This is a genomic window from Sphaerochaeta sp. PS (genome assembly GCF_032144095.1).
Classification (GTDB): Bacteria; Spirochaetota; Spirochaetia; order Sphaerochaetales; family Sphaerochaetaceae; genus Sphaerochaeta.
This window is the reverse complement of the sequence record NZ_JAVSNJ010000013.1, coordinates 16,138-30,890: the sequence shown is the minus strand read 5'-3', so window position 1 is coordinate 30,890 and position 14,753 is coordinate 16,138. Positions and strand designations below refer to the sequence as shown.

12 protein-coding genes are annotated in these 14,753 nt (G+C 56.1%); 2 read left to right on the top strand and 10 right to left on the bottom strand.

Features of this window, described 5'->3' with window-relative positions; genetic code table 11:
• On the top strand, positions 1–2,877 hold the full coding sequence (locus ROJ03_RS10410) for a glycoside hydrolase family 2 TIM barrel-domain containing protein (RefSeq protein WP_313726991.1): 2,877 nt from the start codon (positions 1–3) through the stop codon (positions 2,875–2,877).
• Positions 2,878–2,988: 111 nt separating this feature from the next.
• Here the strand turns inward: ROJ03_RS10410 and ROJ03_RS10405 are convergent, their stop codons facing one another.
• A complete protein-coding gene (locus ROJ03_RS10405) occupies positions 2,989–4,056 on the bottom strand; it encodes a peptidoglycan DD-metalloendopeptidase family protein (RefSeq protein ID WP_313726990.1) in 1,068 nt (355 codons plus the stop codon).
• A 65-nt stretch (positions 4,057–4,121) separates the two neighbouring features.
• Between ROJ03_RS10405 and ROJ03_RS10400 the strand changes: the two genes are divergently transcribed.
• A complete protein-coding gene (locus ROJ03_RS10400; RefSeq protein ID WP_313726989.1) occupies positions 4,122–5,774 on the top strand; it encodes a penicillin-binding protein 2 in 1,653 nt (550 codons plus the stop codon).
• Here ROJ03_RS10400 and ROJ03_RS10395 read toward each other — a convergent pair.
• From ROJ03_RS10395 to ftsA, 9 genes are read right to left on the bottom strand one after another with little or no spacing between them, the layout of a single operon-like run.
• Positions 5,760–6,833 (bottom strand): hypothetical protein, encoded by a 1,074-nt coding sequence (locus ROJ03_RS10395; protein WP_313726988.1) that lies wholly within the window; start codon positions 6,831–6,833, stop codon positions 5,760–5,762. The genes ROJ03_RS10400 and ROJ03_RS10395 overlap by 15 nt on opposite strands.
• A gap of 13 nt (positions 6,834–6,846) precedes the next feature.
• The gene (hslU, locus tag ROJ03_RS10390) at positions 6,847–8,241 is read right to left on the bottom strand and encodes an ATP-dependent protease ATPase subunit HslU (protein ID WP_313726987.1); all 1,395 of its coding nucleotides are present in this window, start codon (positions 8,239–8,241) and stop codon (positions 6,847–6,849) included.
• Between the two features lie 5 nt (positions 8,242–8,246).
• Positions 8,247–8,783, bottom strand: coding sequence for an ATP-dependent protease subunit HslV (gene hslV, locus ROJ03_RS10385; RefSeq protein WP_313726986.1), 537 nt, complete (start codon positions 8,781–8,783; stop codon positions 8,247–8,249).
• Positions 8,776–9,681: a site-specific tyrosine recombinase/integron integrase gene (gene xerA, locus ROJ03_RS10380; protein WP_313726985.1), complete on the bottom strand. Its 906-nt coding sequence runs from the start codon at positions 9,679–9,681 to the stop codon at positions 8,776–8,778. Before xerA ends, hslV begins: the two co-directional genes overlap by 8 nt.
• Positions 9,668–10,558 carry a DNA-processing protein DprA gene (locus tag ROJ03_RS10375; protein WP_313726984.1) on the bottom strand — a complete coding sequence of 297 codons (891 nt, stop codon included), beginning with the start codon at positions 10,556–10,558 and terminating at the stop codon, positions 9,668–9,670. The genes xerA and ROJ03_RS10375 overlap by 14 nt, the downstream gene beginning before the upstream one ends.
• Positions 10,559–10,591: 33 nt before the next feature.
• Positions 10,592–11,344 carry a TSUP family transporter gene (locus tag ROJ03_RS10370; protein WP_313726983.1) on the bottom strand — a complete coding sequence of 251 codons (753 nt, stop codon included), beginning with the start codon at positions 11,342–11,344 and terminating at the stop codon, positions 10,592–10,594.
• Positions 11,341–12,240 (bottom strand): tyrosine-type recombinase/integrase, encoded by a 900-nt coding sequence (locus ROJ03_RS10365; protein WP_313726982.1) that lies wholly within the window; start codon positions 12,238–12,240, stop codon positions 11,341–11,343. Before ROJ03_RS10365 ends, ROJ03_RS10370 begins: the two co-directional genes overlap by 4 nt.
• 2 nt (positions 12,241–12,242) lie before the next feature.
• Positions 12,243–13,466, bottom strand: a complete 1,224-nt coding sequence (gene ftsZ, locus ROJ03_RS10360; protein WP_313726981.1) for a cell division protein FtsZ — start codon at positions 13,464–13,466, stop codon at positions 12,243–12,245.
• 26 nt (positions 13,467–13,492) lie between these two features.
• On the bottom strand, positions 13,493–14,740 hold the full coding sequence (ftsA, locus tag ROJ03_RS10355) for a cell division protein FtsA (RefSeq protein WP_313726980.1): 1,248 nt from the start codon (positions 14,738–14,740) through the stop codon (positions 13,493–13,495).
• Positions 14,741–14,753: the final 13 nt, after the last annotated feature.

Genomic DNA, 14,753 nt, shown 5'->3' with positions numbered 1-14,753 from the left:
ATGCACTATGCACAATCCCTCGACCCGACGATATTTCAGGAGAACCGTCTCCCTGCCCACGCACGTTTCGCCACCCAGTCCAGCATCAGGGAGGTTTCTCTTGACGGACCGTGGCATTTCCTCTATTTCGACAGGCCAGAGGAAGCTTCCACCACGTTCCTGGAAAAGGAGAACCTCCATAGGATGGAGAGCATCACGGTCCCCTCACACTTTCCCCTGCAGGGCTATGGGGTAAGCCAGTACACCAACACCATCTACCCTTGGGATGGCCTCTCTGCGATCAGGCCCCCTCAGATCCCCGAGGAGAATCCCACTGGCTGCTATGCAAAAACCCTCACACTGGGAAAGGAGGATCTGCAAAAAGATCTCATCCTTCGTTTCGATGGGGTAGACTCAGCCCTCTATCTCTTTGTGAACGGCACCTATGTCGGCTACAAGGAGGACAGCTTCTCCCCAGGGGAGTTTTTCATCACGCCCTTTGTCAAGGAGGGCGAGAACCTCATCTCGGCCATGGTCCTGCGCTACTCGACCGGCAGCTGGTTGGAAGACCAGGATTTCTGGCGCCTGCCAGGGATCTTTCGCCCAGTGACGCTGCTTCTCTGTGAAAAGCAGAGAATTACCGACATCCATGTCCGCCCCACCCTCAATGAGGATTTTTCCAGGGGAGAGGTCACCTTCGGGGTAACCACCAGTGTGGAGGGACCATACTCCTACCACATCACCATGGGAAGCCAGCACGCCGTTACCCTGAGCCTTGAGATCGCCGACCCCCTGCTCTGGAGTGCAGAACAGCCGAACCTCTATTACTACACGCTCGAGATGAGACAGGGCAACAGGGTCCTTGATACGGTTACCGGACATTTTGGCTTCAGGAAGATAGAGATCAAGGGCAGGACACTGCTGCTCAATGGCAAGAGGCTCATCCTCAGGGGGGTCAACCGCCATGAGTTCGACCCCCATGCAGGAAGGGCCATCGGAGAGGCCCTGATCGAAAAGGACATCCTGCTGATGAAGATGCACAACATCAATGCCCTGAGGACCAGCCACTACCCCAACCATCCCTATGTCTATGAGCTGTGCGACAGGCTCGGCATCTACATGATGGACGAGATCAACCTGGAGACCCATGGCACCTGGATGGTCGCAGGAAAGGCTGAGAGGAAGTGGTACACCCTTCCCGATGACAAACCACAGTGGAGGGGTGCCGTCCTTGACAGGGCACGCTCCATGACGATGAGGGACAAGAACCACCCGTCCATCCTCTTCTACTCATGTGGAAACGAAAGCTATGGGGGGTCGGTCATCCATGATGTGGCAACCTATTTCAGGTCCCTTGACGACAACAGGCTTGTCCATTATGAAGGGACATTCTTCGACGCTCGCTATCCCGATACCAGCGATGTCGAAAGCCGGATGTATGCGAAGGTGGAGGATGTCAAGGCCTACCTTGCAGAAGGGCAGAAACCCTTCCTGCTGTGTGAATACGCCCATGCCATGGGCAACAGCGTAGGAAACCTTGATGAGTATGTGGCACTTGAGGACGAAGGCACCTCCTATTGTGGGGGCTTCATCTGGGATTTTGTCGACCAGAGCCTCATCATCGGCGACAGGGTGATGGCCGGCCTTGGGTTCAGCTTCCCGACCGATGGCTATTTCTGCATCAATGGCCTTGTGGATGGGTTGCGGAACCCCTCTGCAAAACTAGAGCAGGTAGCACACTCGTACAGCCCGGTCACACTCTCCATCACTGAGAAGGCCATCTTCCTGAGAAACAAGAACGTATGGATATCCACGGAGGGGTATGCATTCACCTACCGCTACACCCTCGATGGCATTGAGGTTGCCCATGGGGACCTGGATGCGCATCTGGGCCCACTTGAAGAGACCTCCATCGCCATACCTCCCATGGAAAAGCAACTGGAAGGAGAATACCAGCTCATCGTAGAGGTAACCCTCAACCACGATGAGCCATGGGCAGGGAAGGGCCATACGATCGCAAGGTATGGAAAGGTTATGGAGAGAGTGCACAAGCCTTGTCAGAAGGAGGCGTTGCCCTCTGCCCTGATCGCAGGGGACATGCATACCGGCCACCGGTACCAGGATTTCTCCTTCCTCATACACCACCATTTCGGAGAGCTTGTCGCCATCCAGCACAAGGGACGAAACTTCCTCACCAGCGCTGTCAGGCTGGAGTTCTGGAGAGCCCCCACCGACAATGACCTTGGGGCCAACCCGATACCGCCCTCCATGGAGTGCAAGCTAGCCTCGCTCTACCAGAAGGCGGTGAGCTTTCGCCTGGAGGGAGAGGTTGCCTATGCAACCATCCTGTGCGGCACTTTCCTGGTGGACCTATCCTACAGGTTCTTCGAAAACAGGGTGAGGATCGAGATCGAACCTCCCCTCTTTGATTCCTGCATCCCCTGCTTTGGCCTCTCCTTCTCCCTCGACCGCTCCTTCAATCGTGTCTCCTACTACGGCAACGAGATGATGGAGAGCTATCGGGACAGGAAGGGAGGAAATGTACTGCGACAGGTCGAGTTTGACCCGTACAAGGACCAGGCCTCCTATCTCCACCCCCAGGAGTACGGAAACAGGGTCGATGTGAGGAGCCTTGCCCTTAGGGACAAGAGTGGCAAAGGCTTGGCCATCAGGGCAAACAGGCCCTTTGAGTGCTCAGTCATCCCCTATAGCTGCCATGAACTGGAACAGGCAACCTACCCTCATGAGCTACCCGCGACCGACAACCTCCACGTCCGTATCCTGGAAGGACAAAGCGGTGTAGGTGGTGATGATTCATGGGGTGCACCGGTGCATGAGAACTACCGGTACAAGGGACCAACCGAAAAGTGGGTGGTCGAATTCGAGGCCTTAGAATAACATCCCCCCTCTGGAATCCTGTTTCTCTGCAGAGCCCATGGACAGACCATCCATTGGGCATGGATTGTAGAGAGAGCTGTATCAGTGGGATGGAGTGATTACCTGTAGACCCTAGAAGAACTGGGAGGGGTCAAGGGCTATGCCTGACTGCTCGATGCTGAAGAAGAGTGTCGGCTTCTCGTATGAGGTGCCACTGGTACCGATGCTGCCGATGACCTCGCCCTTGGCAAGGGTCATGCCGATCTTGACCTCGACGTTCTCCAGGTGGCAGTAGGTGGTACGGTACCCTCCCTCATGGCTCAACTCCACAAACCTGCCCCTTCCCTTTACCTCATAGCCAGCACTCACGACGTTCCCTGCAGCAGCTGCAACAACAGCCGATCCCGGGCTTCCCACGATGAGGATGCCATTGAGTGATTCGGTCGTCCCTGTGGCAGGGTTGGCAAGGGGTTGGCCGAAGAGGGCTGTGATGCTCCCTGTAGCCGGTTTCTGGAACTGGATGGGTGCAATGTCCGCCATCTGTATCAGCGATGATGAGGAGGTATCGGGAATGAATAGGCGTTGGCCTACGACGATGTTCTCACTTTTCAGCCCATTGAGCTCCTGCAGTGTCTTCCATCCCATGTTGGGGCTGTACTTGCGGGCGATGGTAGAGAGCATGTCCCCATCCCTGACGGTGTAGAGCTGGCCATCGCGGTCGGGGATCTCCAGGCTGATGCCTGGCTTCACTGCCTGGATGTTCCGTATCTGGTTGATGCTGATTAGCGTCTGGGTCTTGAGGCTGTACATTGCAGCGATGGAGTTGAGGTCCTCCCCTTCGGCTACCAGGTGCTTTGCATACTGGATGGTCTTTGAGCTGCCCTGGCTGAGGCTCTTCGCTTCGCTGAGGGAACGGGCCTGGTTTTCTGCAACTGGGGCGGTAACCACCGGTGCATTGATGGCTGTAGGGGGGAGCACAAGCGGGGCATCGACCACAACCTCGACACGCTTTGCACTGTCGGAGGCGACAATGAGGGCGCTCTGGTCGGGGGAAGGCTGGCTGTTCGGGAAAAACTGGTACCATACGATGATGACGACAACACAGATGGCTATGCCCAAAGCAATGGTCCAGATCAAACCCTTGGAAGGTCTGTCATGATACCCATCCTTTGAAGCCCTCCTTTGAGGTCTATCAATCATATCATCATAGTTGTCTTTACCCATAACTCGACATTACCTTTCCTACATAGTAGTATAAAAAAATCATGGATACCAGTCCAAATCGTTCATTTTACCGGTTCTTCCTCCTGTTAACCCTGCTTGCACTGCTTTTTTTGCTTGTCAGGATCGGGTTTGTCATCCATAGCCAAAGCCCGGAAAGGAAAACCTACAACAACCCCCAAGTAGCCACCCAGGTGGTCAGGGGAACCATCTACGACAGGAATGGCAAAATTCTTGCCATACAGACCCCCTATTGGGGAGTCTATTTCCACCTCTCGAAGATCAGCGACCTGGCATTGGTCTCGGAGGTGGTGGCACCCTTTGTCGGCATGAGCCCCACCCAGATAGAGCAAAGGGCGGCCAAGTATACCACCTACGCCCAGATAGAGAAAAAGATGGACCCGAACCTTGTCCAGCCACTTGAAGACGAGCTGGCCCGAACAGCTCTGGTCAACCAGGTCTCCGTGGTAAAGAGCATGGGGCGTGACTACCCTGCCTCTTTCCATGCCTCACAGACCCTGGGCTTCACCAATGTGGACAATGAGGGGATCGAGGGGATGGAGCTTACCCAGGAGAGCTTGCTGAACCCCTACCCGCAGCTGGGGGAGATAGATACCACCTATGGAGATGACATCACCCTCACCCTTGACATAGACATCCAGTACCTGCTGGATGTGCAGATGCAGACCATAGCTGATGAGGACAACCCCGACTATGGCATAGCCATCGTCCTCGATGCCCAGAACGGGGATATCCTGGGCATGTCCAGCTACCCCTGGTACGACCCGAACTCACTCTCCAGGTCGACCGACCAACAAAAGCGCAACCATGTGACCAACTACCTCTACGAGCCGGGGTCGGTCTTCAAGATCTTCAGCCTTGCTGCGGTGATGGAAATAGGAGAGGCAGACCTTGCTGAGCCTTTTCTCTGTGACGGCTCCTATACCTTCGACATGGGAAAGGGCAATATGGCAACAATCGTATGCACCTCCCCCCATGGCATCGTTGACCCCGACTCCATGATCGCGAAATCGTGCAACGGGGCCATCTCGCACTGGGCGATGCAAACAGACCCCGACAAGTTCTTTGCAATCCTCAATAGGTTTGGGTTCAATTCCAGCTACGACATCGACCTGCCTTCCAAAAGCAGGAGCATCATCGCCCCACCCTCCACCTGGTCCGGGAGGTCTGAGGCAACCATCTCCTTCGGGCAGGAACTGTCCACCACGGCGTTGCACATAGCGACTGCTGCAACGGCATTTACCAACGATGGGAAGATCCTCGTTCCCCATCTGGTACTGAAGCGCTCTGGGCAAGATGAGCGGGAACGGACTGTTGGGGAACAGGTAATCTCCGGCGAGGTTGCCCAAGCAATCCTGCATGCAATGGAAGAGGCTACGCAAAGCGGGGGAACCGCCACGAAGGTAGCGGTCAAAGGTGTCCGGGTAGGGGCGAAGACAGGCACTTCCCAGATCATAAACCCGGTGACCAACAGCTATGAGGAAGGGACCATCCTCGCTTCGACACTGGCGATCGTACCCCTGGACAAGCCCAAGTACATCATCTATGTGGCTGCGGGGAATCCCAAGGGGGATGCCCAATGGGGAAGCAACATCGCTGCCCCTGCAATCGGGAAGATCATAGGATCGCTGGTAAGCCAGGGAAAGTTGATCAGCGAGAGGTCAGAGAAGCGGTGAGATCTGGCTATCGCCAAGGGTAGAGAAATCAAGGCTGAAACCCTTCAGATAGGAGAGGATAACCTCATTTGTAGCCTTGAGGAGGTTCTCAGGAACCTTCTGTCCATTGGTGAAGAACAGCAGGGGAAGGCCTGTTTCCTTGCTTACGCTGAGGATGTTGCCAATGTCCTCGGTCTCATCCAGCTTGGTCACCACCAGGGACTGTAGGGGATAGGAGGAGAAGAGGCTGACAAACCGCTTGAGGTCGCGGCTCTTGTGGGAGGCGCTGACGGCAAGCGAATAGGTGCATCTCTCCTGGGGAAGTACGGTAAGCAGGCTCTTCAGGTGCAAGGAGAGCTCACCCTGGTTCGCACTCTTGCCCATGGTGTCGACGAGCACCAGCGAATATGCATCCAATTTCTTCAGCAGGCGGGAGAGCTCCTCCTCGCTGTGGGCATGGTAGAGATCGAGGCCAAGGTCCTTGGAAAACTGCTCGATCTGGTTGGAGGCACCAGTCCGGTAGGAGTCCAGGGAGAGCAGGGCAACCTTCATCGGGGACGATTCTTGCACGATCATGCCGTAGAGCATAGCCATCTTCACCAGTGTGGTGGTCTTACCCACCCCAGTAGGCCCAAGCAGCACAAAATAGTGCTGGGGATGGGCGTACAGCTCATGGTTGATGCTCACCGACTCGATGATGTATTCAAGCAGCCTCATCTGAAGCTCCTCGTTCGAAGCATCCTTGGAGTCTTCTGCCAAAGCCTTGATGGCCAAGTCCACATATTCGTCAGTAAAATCATTGGCCTGAAGCAGTTCAGCTATGAAGAGCTGCTGGTCCCCTACAGGGTCCTGAAGCTTGGCCCGCGGCTCAGGTTGCTCTATTGCTACCTGAGGCTCCTGTTCGGCAGGCTCCTGCTCCCTGACGAGATAGAAGGTGATGGCGCAGCGCCGTTCCCTCCTCAGGCCCTTCTTGGCAGTGTAATCCTTACGGGTGTGCACACGTACGAGAGAGCCGTACAGGGCACGGGCCTCCTTGAGCGCTGTTTCGTAATCGAGTGCATCAATCGTAAGGAATTCCACTATATCATCTCCCCTAAAGGATGAACTTGGAGAGGTCCTGGTTCTGGAGCACCTCGCCTAACCGCTCATCCACATACTGCCTTGTTATCGTAATCTCCTGGCCGCTGAGCTCGTCAGCGCTGAAGGAGAGCTCCTCCAAAAGTTTCTCCATGATGGTGAAGAGCCTTCTGGCACCGATGTTGTCATTGGTGTTGTTCACTTCATAGGCTATGTCGCTCAAACGCCTGATGGCCTCATCGGTAAACACAATAGAGACTCCTTCGGTCTTTAGCAACTCCCTGTACTGCATCGTGATCGCATTTGCAGGTTCGGTCAGGATCCGGTAGAAGTCGTTCGAAGTGAGGTCATCCAACTCAACACGCAAGGGAAAACGACCCTGGAGCTCAGGGATGAGGTCACTGGGCTTGGATACGTGGAAGGCGCCGCTGGCGATGAAGAGGATGTGGGTGGTGTCGATGACCCCCCATTTGGTCGAGACACTGGTACCTTCGATAATCGGAAGGATGTCACGCTGGACACCCTCTCGGGAGACATCCGGGCCGCTGGAGGAAGAGCCTCCGGTCCGTGCCACCTTGTCGATCTCATCGATGAATACGATACCCATCTGCTCGACCCTCTCCTTGGCCTCATCGACAGCACGGTCTGTGTCGACTGCCTTGTCGGTCTCCTCCTCGGTGAAAATCTCCCGAGCCCGCTTGATGGTGAGCTTGCGGCTGTGGCCCTTGCCATTGCCAAAGATGGAGCCAAGGCTCTGCATCGCTTCCTGCAGCTCGTCCATGTTGGCCTGTCCCAGGACCTCGATGCCAACCTTCTTGCGGCTCTGTACATTTACCTCGACCTCACGGTCGTCGAACTTGCCTTCCTGCAGCATCTTGCGGAATTTTTCCCTGGTTGCATATTCGCTGTCGGTATAGCTTGTACCGGCGGCGATCATGACAGCACCGTTATTTTCGGAAGCTTCCTTGGTAACGGAGGGAAGCAGGAGGTCCAGAAGCCGTTCCTCAACACGGGCCTGTACCTTTTCCACCTGTGCCTCGGCAAGCTCGGTCTTCACCTGCTGCACCGCTATGCTCATCAGGTCGCGTATGATGGACTCGACATCTCGTCCCACATAGCCGACCTCGGTGTACTTGGTCGCCTCCACCTTGATGAAAGGTGCGTTGGAGAGCTTTGCTATACGGCGGGCTATCTCGGTCTTCCCTACCCCTGTGGGGCCTATCATGATGATGTTTTTTGGGGATACCTCATCACGGATATTGTCAGGAAGGCGCTTGCGCCGGGTCCTGTTTCGGATGGCAACCGCGATGGTTCGCTTTGCCTTCTCCTGGCCGATGATATATTTGTCCAGTTCCTCGACTATCTGAGAGGGTTTCATCTCGTCGAGCTTCTTTGTCGTACTGTATGTCATGACTGTTATAGTTCCTTGACGATGATCGAGTCATCGGTATAGATGCAGAGTTTTGCGGCGATCTCCACACTCTTGACGGCGATCTCCCGGGCGGTGAGCTCAGGAGCCGTATCCAGATAGGCCAAGGCTGCGGCGAGGGCGAAGTTGCCTCCACTGCCGATGCCGATGGCATCCCTTTCGGGGTCGACGACATCACCGGCCCCATTGATGAGAAAGATCTTCGTCCCGTCACTGACGAGCATCATCGCCTCAAGCTGGCGAAGCTGCCTGTCTGTCCTCCACTGTTTGGCCAGCTCCACAGCCGAACGGGTAATATCCCCGTTGTACTGCTTCAGCTTAACCTCGAACAGCTCGAAAAGGGTGAAGGCGTCTGCAGTGGCACCTGCGAACCCAGTGATGATCTTCCCATCAAAGAGGGTCCTCACCTTATGCGCATTCGACTTGAGGATTGTATCTCCGGCTGTGACCTGGCCGTCTCCGGCTATGGCAACCTTTCCATTCTTACGGACAGCGACTATCGTCGTTCCCTTAAAACTACTCATTCTGTTTCCTTCCATGCGGATGGCAGGAGGCATACACCTTTGCCAACCGTTTCTGTGATACATGGGTATATATCTGGGTGGTGGAGATGCTCGCATGTCCGAGCAACTCCTGGACCAAGCGGATATCAGAGCCATTGTCCAGCATATGGGTGGCGTAGCTGTGCCGCAACACGTGCGGTGTAAAGCTCTTTTGCCACCCAAGGGTCTGCTTATACCTTGCAAAAATACTACCAACGGTGCTCTGCGGCAACTGTTTTCCGGAATCTGAACAAAACAAGTACTCTGTCCTTCCGAAACGGGCATGCTTTACGCTGAGATAGTAGGTGATCAGGCGCTGGGTTCGCTCGGTAAAGAATACATAGCGAACCTTTTTGCCCTTGCCTGTGATGCGGATCTGCCTTGAGCCGTTCTGCACATCCTCCTCACTGACTGAGAGCATCTCGCTGATCCGGCAGCCACTGTCATAGAGCAAGGAGAAAAGCAGCATGTTCCTGGTCGAGGGAAAATCTTCATAGCTGAGGGAGAGCAAGGCTACCACCTCCGCAACCGTCAGGACGGTGGGCAGGGTCGAACGGCTCCGCCTCAAGGAGATGAGGCTGAATGGATTGACCTTGACCAGCTCATGCTTGAGGGCATAGGCAAAGAAGGAGCGAGAAGAGCTGAGCATGCGGTTGACCGAGGACTCACTGTAGGTGTTCTCCCCGGTAAGATGGCGCACATAGAGGCGCGCATCGGCAGGGGCCATCTCCATGAGGTCCAGATCCATGGTTTGCAAAAACTCCTTCAGTCTTGCCAGGTCGCTTCCATAGGCCAGGATGGTCTTCTCGCTCGAGCCCTTGATGTGCCTGAGGTATGCAAAGAATGCCTGCACAACCTGGTCCGTATCATTCGTCGCCATGGCTGATACTATAGCATGAGTTGCCATAACGGTACACTGCACCAACGCCCCCTGCCAGGCTGACGACACGGCTATGGGGGTAGTGCAATGCTGAGGCTATCTCTGCGTAACCCGACACCACAGGGGCCCCATCCTCCGCCAATTGGCGGCTGCCTGCACTCCAGGGCAGGTCATTGGTCCCGCAGGAATGGACAACCACTTCCCTACCCATGTCCAGGGCCATGGAAGCACAGTGCAGGGCGCCCGACTTCAAGGGGGCCTGGACTACCACCAGCAAAGGGGAAAGGGCCGCGGTGAGCACATTGCGGCTTAGGCACCGGAACCTGTGGGCCCTATCATCGGGTTCGTAGCTGGAGATGAGGTTCATCCCCTCAAGCAGCCTATTCTCCCTGATCCTGGGGGTGTCGAGCCCACAGTCGCAGGGAACAAAGCCGCAACCATGCCCATCGCGTATGGCATAGAGGGCAGATCGGTCGATGCCGGGACTGTGGCTGGTAACCAGGGCCACCTGGTTGGCCCCTGCCTCGAGGGCAAGGTGGTAGGCGGCCTGTTCGGCGCCCAGGGAGGAAGAGCGCGTCCCGCACAGGGAGAGCAGCCTCTCCTCCTTCCCTGGGAGCCTTCCCCGATAGAGGAGTCGGAAGGGAGGGTTCTCCTCTTGTGCAAGCAGGGAGGGATACTCCTCCATCCCCAGGAACACGATGTGGTTTTCCTTACCCTGATGGAGGAAGGAGAGCATCCTTTCGACCCTGGAGGGCTGCCAATATTGGGGGAACCGCCTCTGTATCTCCCTAGGGCTGGGGTTTTCCCGGGCAAGGGAGAGCATCTGCCTGCCTCTGAGGGGCAACAGCGAGATAGCAAGCAACAAGGAGAGCTTCATATCACCCTAAGGCTGGGAAAGTCCCAGCTTGCTTCAGAACAGGCCGAATGTGGAGGCGACCACCTTGAGCAAAAGCAGGGAGAGGACAAAGAGCATCACAGGCTTGACGACCTTCACCCCACCCCGGATGGCCAGGCCACTGCCGATATACCCACCTATGATGGCACTGACGGCGCAGGGGATGGCTATGGCGTAGTTGATGCTCCCGAACCGGATGAACGTGGCCACTGCCGCGATGTTGGAGGCAAGGTTCACGACCCTTGCAGTCCCGCAGGCCCTGAGAAGGTCAAGCCCGATGACCGAGGTAAAGATGATGGTAAGGAACATCCCGGTCCCAGGTCCGAAGAATCCGTCATATAGGCCGATGGCCAGGCCCATCACGGCCGAGAAAGGGATGGCAAGCCTGGCCTCCATGGGTTTGGCCTGCCCGAAATCGGGTTTGACCATGATAAAGACGGCGATTGCAGGAACCAGGAATATGAGCAGGTAGTGCAGGTAGGTATCTGCATAGATGGTGGCCATGTAGGAGCCCACGGCAGAGCCTGCAAGGGAGGTGAGCATCGCAATGCTGCCGACCTTCCAGTCGACCTGGTCATTTCTGATATACCGGTAGCAGGCGATGGCAGTGCCGCTTGCCGAGGCAAACTTGTTGTTTCCCAGGGCCACCTGTGGAGGAAGCCCGACGGCCACATAGGCGGTAAGGGTAATGAGCCCGCCACCGCCTGCAATGGCATCGACGATGGCCCCGATGGCAATGATGGGACAGAGAATGAACAATACACTCATTTCTGGTTTTCTTCCTCAAGGGTGTGGTACGCATCATAGGAACGCTTCAGCTCTTCGGTCTGTACATGGGTGTAGACCTGGGTCGTCTGGATGTCGCTGTGGCCGAGCAGCTCCTGTACACTGCGTAGGTCTGCACCACCGCTGAGGAGGTGGGTCGCAAAGCTGTGGCGCAGGGTGTGGACCTTCCCCTCAAGCCCCAGAGGCCTCGCATACTCCTGGAACCGCTTGAAGATGGCCTGTCTGGTAAGCTTTCTTCCCCGTCTTCCCACAAAAAGGGCCTGCTCAGTAGAGCGGGCCTTCACCAAAAGGGGCCTGACCTCACCTAGATAGGAGTCCAGGCAGGAGGCAGCAACCTCCCCCACGGGGATCATGCGCATCTTGTTGCGCTTGCCCAATACCCTCAGCGAATCCCTGCTGTAGTCGCCTACCTTCAGGTCACACGCCTCACTGATGCGCAGCCCGCAGGAGTAAATCAGTTCAAAGAGCGTTCGGTCCCTCCTGCCCAGAAGATCCTTCTCGTCGATGCTGGAGAGCAAAAGGTCGACCTCCTCGACGGTGAAGAAGGTCGGGACATCGGGGGGCAAGCGGGTCGAGGTCATCAGCTCCACAGGGTTGTCTTCGCGAATCCTCTCCTTCTGGAGAAACCGGAAGAACGAACGCAAGGCACAGAGGTTGCGTGAGACCGTGCGTGCAGAAAGGGTGCGCTGCCTGGCACTTTCGACCAGATAGGCTTCCACCTCGGAGGACCCTATGGTGGAGACGTCCGCTGCGATCGCAGAAAAAAAGAACCCGATTTCCTGACGGTAGACAAAGATGGTAGCCTTGGCCAACCTTCTCTCCAGCATCAGGTAATCGGTATAGTCCTCAAGCAACTGCCCATCGGTTTCCTTGGACATTCCTATTTTTCATCCGGCTTTCGAGTATAGCGAAGGACAGCGGGGATCGAGTAGTCGTTGTCCTTTCCTGAGGGGACCTTGTTGATCTGCTTTTGCAGGTCCTGCCAACGGTTAACCTGGATGGAGCCCACGTCCTGTTCTCCCTTCTTGGAAGCTACCTCTGTAGGTTCCTCACCCTTCGTCGTGGAGGCGTAGCGGCGCTTGACCATCTCCATTTCGGAGACCTCTGCCCCTGTTACCTCCTCCCTTCTCTCAAACCCTGTGGCAACCACGGTAACCTTGATCCGGTCACCGAGTTCCGGGTTGTAGGCCTGGCCGGCAATGATGAGGGCATCCTCTGCACACTTCTCGGTGATGATCTCCACAACGTCCTGGTACTCCTGCAAGGTGAGGGTGTCACTGCCGGAGAGGTTGACCAATACACTCTTCGCACCTTCAATGGTGGCATTCTCCAGAAGGGGGTTGCTTATAGCCTGTCTGGCTGCATCTACAGCCCTGTTGGAACCCTCCCCGAAACCGATGCCCATCAGGGCATCACCCTTGCCTTTCATGACGGTACGCACGTCAGCGAAGTCTATGTTGATCTCCCCAGGCTCGGTGATGAGCTCACTGATGCCCTGGACACCCATGTAGAGTACCTCGTCGGCCATGAGGAAGGCCTGCTTGATCGGGGTATTGTTCTCCACGACTTTCAGAAGGTACTGGTTGGGGATGATGATGAGGGTATCTACCTGCTTGCGCAGCTTCTCGATCCCAGCCTGTGCCAACAATAGCTTCTTCTTTCCTTCAAAGGCGAACGGGGTGGTGACTACGGCGACGGTAAGGGCATTGCAGCTCTTGGCGATCTCAGCAACCACAGAGGCCGCTCCGGTTCCCGTACCACCTCCCATGCCTGCGGTAATGAAGACCATGTCGGCGTTCTCCATCTCGCGACGGATATCCTCCTTGCTCTCCTGGGCAGCCTTCTCCCCTACCTCAGGAATCCCTCCGGCTCCGAGGCCTCCGGTGAGCTCCTTTCCGATGGGAATCCTCACCTGGGCATTGGAGCGTTGCAAGGCCTGCATGTCGGTATTCATCGCCACAAAGGAGACCTTCTTCAGCCCGCTGGCGATCATGCGGTTGACCGCATTTCCCCCAGCGCCTCCGACACCGATGACTTTGATGACCGTTGCAGAGACCTGCTCGTCATGCACCATATCTTCCACTTCAAACATTCCGAAATCCATATCAAAATCCTTTGCCACCAGGCTCATCAAAACAACGTCCTAAAGAAACTCTTGATCTTCGAGGATGCACCATCCTCCTTGCGTCGAGGCCGTTCCTTATGGGCTTTGGCCTTGGGAGAGACCTCCCTGACCTTTTTCGCCTCACTTTTGAGCAATCCCAATACAGTCGAATACATCGGGCTTATGTAGGACCGGTCAAGTCCCCCGATCGCTTCAGGGAATCCCAGCCGGGCGGGCAGGCGGAATATTTCGCTAGCAAGCTCGGTGACCCCACTGAGCAGGGCACCGCCGCCGACCAAGACGACACCACCACCGAAACCACCCTGGACATTTGCCTTCTCCAGGTCGTTCTGCAGGCGGGAGAAGATCTCCGCCATGCGTGGCTCTATGACCTTGCTCAGTTCCTTCTTGGGCATCCGGATGGCAGGCAATCCCCCAACCTGGGGAATGATGACCATATCCTCGCTGGATACCGAAGGCACATAGCTGTGTCCTGACTCGCACTTTATCTGTTCAGCTACTGCCCTTGTCTTGTTCAGGATGTAGGCGATGTCGCCGGTAACTGCCTCACCTCCCAGGTTGACTCCCCCTGTATAGACAGGAGAGCCATGGCTGTAGGCTATGATGTCGGTCATGCCGCTACCGATGTTGATGAGGATGGTTCCCATCTCCTTTTCTTCGGAACTGAGGACCACCTCAGAATCGGCCAGGCTCTGCAATACCAGACGCTGCACACCAAGGCCCGACCGCTGGATGCATTTCCGCTGGTTCTGGCAGATGGCAGAACTGGCTGTGACAATGAGTACCCTGCTTTCCAGCCGGTGGCCAAGCATGTCGATGGGGTCCTTGATGCCTACCTGTCCATCGATCTGAAAATCCTGGACAAGGGTGTGCAGGATCTCCCTGTCCTGGGGAAGCTCAAAGGCACGGGCAACCTCCAGGGAGCGAAAGATGTCCTCGCGCTTGATCTCCTGGTCCTTGCTGTTGATCCCCACCACCCCGGTGCTTGGGATCCCTATGATATTCTCCCCACCAATTCCGATGATAACCTCGGCTATCTCAGCCCCAGCCTGGAGCTCGGCCTCGTTGATCACCGACTGGATGGTCTTAAGCGTCAGCTCTATATTGACGATTGAGCCGGAACGGACACCTTCGCTTGGCCGTTCACAGATGCTGTCGACCATGAGCAGGCCTTCCCGGCTCACCGACCCGATAACACACCTGGTCCGGCTTGAACCTATATCCAGCCCCATCAGCATTTTTTCACCAGCCATTAACGCAACCCCC

What these genes read in the sequence shown, in the direction of transcription:
- ROJ03_RS10410 (WP_313726991.1), top strand. Translation starts at nt 1, where the DNA reads ATGCACTATGCACAATCCCTCGACCCGACGATATTTCAGGAGAACCGT.
- ROJ03_RS10405 (WP_313726990.1), bottom strand. Translation starts at nt 4,056, where the DNA reads ATGATTGATAGACCTCAAAGGAGGGCTTCAAAGGATGGGTATCATGAC.
- ROJ03_RS10400 (WP_313726989.1), top strand. Translation starts at nt 4,122, where the DNA reads ATGGATACCAGTCCAAATCGTTCATTTTACCGGTTCTTCCTCCTGTTA.
- hslU (WP_313726987.1), bottom strand. Translation starts at nt 8,241, where the DNA reads ATGACATACAGTACGACAAAGAAGCTCGACGAGATGAAACCCTCTCAG.
- hslV (WP_313726986.1), bottom strand. Translation starts at nt 8,783, where the DNA reads ATGAGTAGTTTTAAGGGAACGACGATAGTCGCTGTCCGTAAGAATGGA.
- xerA (WP_313726985.1), bottom strand. Translation starts at nt 9,681, where the DNA reads ATGGCGACGAATGATACGGACCAGGTTGTGCAGGCATTCTTTGCATAC.
- ROJ03_RS10375 (WP_313726984.1), bottom strand. Translation starts at nt 10,558, where the DNA reads ATGAAGCTCTCCTTGTTGCTTGCTATCTCGCTGTTGCCCCTCAGAGGC.
- ROJ03_RS10370 (WP_313726983.1), bottom strand. Translation starts at nt 11,344, where the DNA reads ATGAGTGTATTGTTCATTCTCTGTCCCATCATTGCCATCGGGGCCATC.
- ROJ03_RS10365 (WP_313726982.1), bottom strand. Translation starts at nt 12,240, where the DNA reads ATGTCCAAGGAAACCGATGGGCAGTTGCTTGAGGACTATACCGATTAC.
- ftsZ (WP_313726981.1), bottom strand. Translation starts at nt 13,466, where the DNA reads ATGGATTTCGGAATGTTTGAAGTGGAAGATATGGTGCATGACGAGCAG.
- ftsA (WP_313726980.1), bottom strand. Translation starts at nt 14,740, where the DNA reads ATGGCTGGTGAAAAAATGCTGATGGGGCTGGATATAGGTTCAAGCCGG.